Origin of the sequence: Candidatus Regiella insecticola LSR1, assembly GCF_000143625.1 — a bacterium.
GTDB classification, from domain to species: Bacteria; Pseudomonadota; Gammaproteobacteria; order Enterobacterales; family Enterobacteriaceae; genus Regiella; species Regiella insecticola.
This window is the reverse complement of sequence record NZ_GL379729.1, coordinates 1-2,592: the sequence shown is the minus strand read 5'-3', so window position 1 is coordinate 2,592 and position 2,592 is coordinate 1. Positions and strand designations below refer to the sequence as shown.

Below are 2,592 nucleotides of genomic sequence, written 5' to 3'. Positions count from 1 at the left end.
CCCAGTATCATTCCAGCACTCTGTTACGGCGATCCCCGGACGCAATTGTTAAATGTTGACCCGCCAGCGCATCGCAGTGCACGCGACCCGTCGGAATTTGCCCAGCAGCACCAACTGGTGATCAACCGGCGTCTGGATCATAAGAAAGCGACCGCGGTCTTTATTCAGCAGCTGAGCCGCCAGATAACCCAATTAGCGGATCTGAATGCCTATGAGCGCGCCTTGTTCGCCGTCTTTGGACTGCAATTTTTTTTCAATGACCGTAAGGCAGCTGAAACGCTGCTCGATACCTTAAACCGTTCTTGCCTGATCAAAAGCCGTCGTGAAAAGGAAAACATCGGCTATCCGGTATGGTCTGCTGCCAGCCAGGCATTCAAAAGGCTCGCCGCCCATCCCGCCGCGAGACAGTGGATCAAACAGCACCGCTATGCGCGTACGGCTCTCGCCGCCCTGCATGCCAATGATCTTCATCTGCCCCCCACCCGTTTTCGCTGGTTAAAGGGGCTTGATCGCACACTATGGTATGCGCTGTGCTCCTCAGATCGCCCAAAACCCTTTGTCGAAGGAGCCGGTGTCGTCACTCAGGCGCAGTGGGAACGGGAAGCGGCTCAACATCACGTCACCTTACCCGCCCCTATCCTCAATTATGCCGTGGAAGGACTGGAGCGGGATTTGATCAGCGTCGGTATCGTTATCGATGATAGGAAGCCAAAAACCGATGAAAGCGAAGAGGACGATAAGGCGCCGCAGGAAGAAGACCCGCCAATACAGAGCAATCCTCCCTCGCAGAAGGCGGTACCGATGCCACCCAGCGTAACAAAAACCGAGGAAACCTTACCCTCCGCCACTTTTGTATGTAAACCCAAAAATACCCTCTGACAGCAATAAGGACTGCTATGCTCCCGAAAACATTTTCTACCCACATCATCGGCTCTATTCTGACGACCCGCCTCGGTCATGCTGACAGCGGAGCGGTGCTTTTTACCTTGGATATCAGCCAGGAAACCCATTTTTTCATGCAGGGTAACCACCTGATCATTCGCCAAAATAACCAGCAAGATATCGTTATGCTCGATGACCGTCTTTCACCCGCTGATGCCCAAAACGTGCTCAATACGTTGACCCAGGCTGTGATGCAACACCAAAAAATAAAATTACGGCGGAGGCGAATAGTGTGGAGCCTCATACTTATCGCCCTAGTGGCGGTGTGCGGCCATCGACTCTTACCCACGACACCCCCGATACAGACCGCGCTATTGCCGTCATCCGAGCAGCCCCCGGCATCCTGGCTGGCTGCCTCATCGGTGCCGGAAACCGTTCAACTCCCCTCCCGTGAATACCGCGAGCCGGCAGAGACGATTCAACCTACGTCAACCGCATGGGCTACCTTAGCCAATAATTTACGTGACGCCGCTGGGCGAAAGCTCTTCACCGTTCCTTTAACCACCGGTCATTCTCGCACTTTATACGTATTTTCCGACCCCCTCTGCCAACATTGCCGGGATCTCGAACCCACCTTGGCGGCCATGGGAAAAAACGTCAATATTGACGTTTTTCCGGTGACATTGATTGGAAAAAATCAAACCGCGGCTCAGGTAATCCCCGTGCTTTGTGCTCCACCCGAAAAACAGCGCGCCTTGTGGAAAGCGTTATTGGCTGACAACTCCCCCGCTCAAGCGCCTTCCTGTGATATTGGCGAAAAAGCCTTAGCGGTTAACGACAAAGCCTTTGCCGCGTATGGTTTCCCCGGGACACCGCAACTGATTGCAGATGACGGTCGTCCCGTGCCCTTCAGTGCACTAGAAAACGATGAAATATTAGCAGCATTTATGAATGCAGGCGCCCAGCTTAAGAGAAAATAACGTTTAAACTGCCTGCTTTCGGTGTACGGCGAGATTTACCAATCACTATTTGTACATCACGTCCCAGCAAAGTAAGGCATTCCAGCATTTTAGTTTCGCTGATCCCTCTAAACTGCCCTCGTAGCAGGTGAGATAATTTGGGTTGTGTCATACCCAGTAAACGGGCTGCTTCAGTCTGGGTCATGCGTTTATGCTTAATAATATCGGTAATTTTTGATGCCAATTGCGCTTTTAATTGCCTGGTTTCAGCATCAGGCATCTCGAGATCGGCATAAATATTGCCGCTGCTGATTTCAATATTGGGTGTCATTTCAGCCTCCTTTTCCGCTATTTTGAGACGCTCGCGTATTTTCTCTACATCAGGCTTAGGCGTCGCTATGCCTGAATTGGATTTTTTTTGGAAAACATGAAGCACGTACACAGCGGTATCAAATCTAACGGTATACACTGCTCTATAGGCATTTGTAGCATAATTTTCGACAACTTCTAACACCCTAGCACCGCCAAAACCTTTCAATGGTTTCGCATCAGGATGCTTTTCACCTGATTGAGCCAGATGCAACGCATAGCCAAATACATCCTGGACTTCATCAGGCAACAGTTGCAAATCTTTTTTACTGCTACCAACCCATAGCACCGATTTTTGTGATGGTGTTTTCATCCGTTAATTATACCTAAATGGATATAAAAAACTACCGGTAAAAACAAAGACAAAAATCCCCTTTTATCC

3 protein-coding genes and 1 pseudogene are annotated in these 2,592 nt (G+C 50.3%); 2 read left to right on the top strand and 2 right to left on the bottom strand.

The window, feature by feature from the left end:
• On the top strand, positions 1-879 hold an 879-nt coding region (locus REG_RS10140; RefSeq protein WP_218015687.1), incomplete at its 5' end, for a secretion/conjugation apparatus DotM-related subunit.
• A 17-nt stretch (positions 880-896) separates the two neighbouring features.
• Positions 897-1,862 carry a DsbC family protein gene (locus REG_RS10135; protein WP_006705556.1) on the top strand — a complete coding sequence of 322 codons (966 nt, stop codon included), beginning with the start codon at positions 897-899 and terminating at the stop codon, positions 1,860-1,862.
• Here the strand turns inward: REG_RS10135 and REG_RS11585 are convergent.
• Positions 1,849-2,172, bottom strand: coding sequence for a helix-turn-helix domain-containing protein (locus REG_RS11585; RefSeq protein WP_087943436.1), 324 nt, complete (start codon positions 2,170-2,172; stop codon positions 1,849-1,851). The genes REG_RS10135 and REG_RS11585 overlap by 14 nt on opposite strands.
• A 3-nt stretch (positions 2,173-2,175) precedes the next feature.
• Positions 2,176-2,523: pseudogene (locus REG_RS10130) on the bottom strand (type II toxin-antitoxin system RelE/ParE family toxin); the annotation flags it as partial.
• Positions 2,524-2,592 lie beyond the last annotated feature (69 nt).

Excerpts from the sequence above, each read along its gene's own strand:
- REG_RS11585 (WP_087943436.1), bottom strand. The coding sequence starts at position 2,172 with ATGACACCCAATATTGAAATCAGCAGCGGCAATATTTATGCCGATCTC.
- REG_RS10135 (WP_006705556.1), top strand. The coding sequence starts at position 897 with ATGCTCCCGAAAACATTTTCTACCCACATCATCGGCTCTATTCTGACG.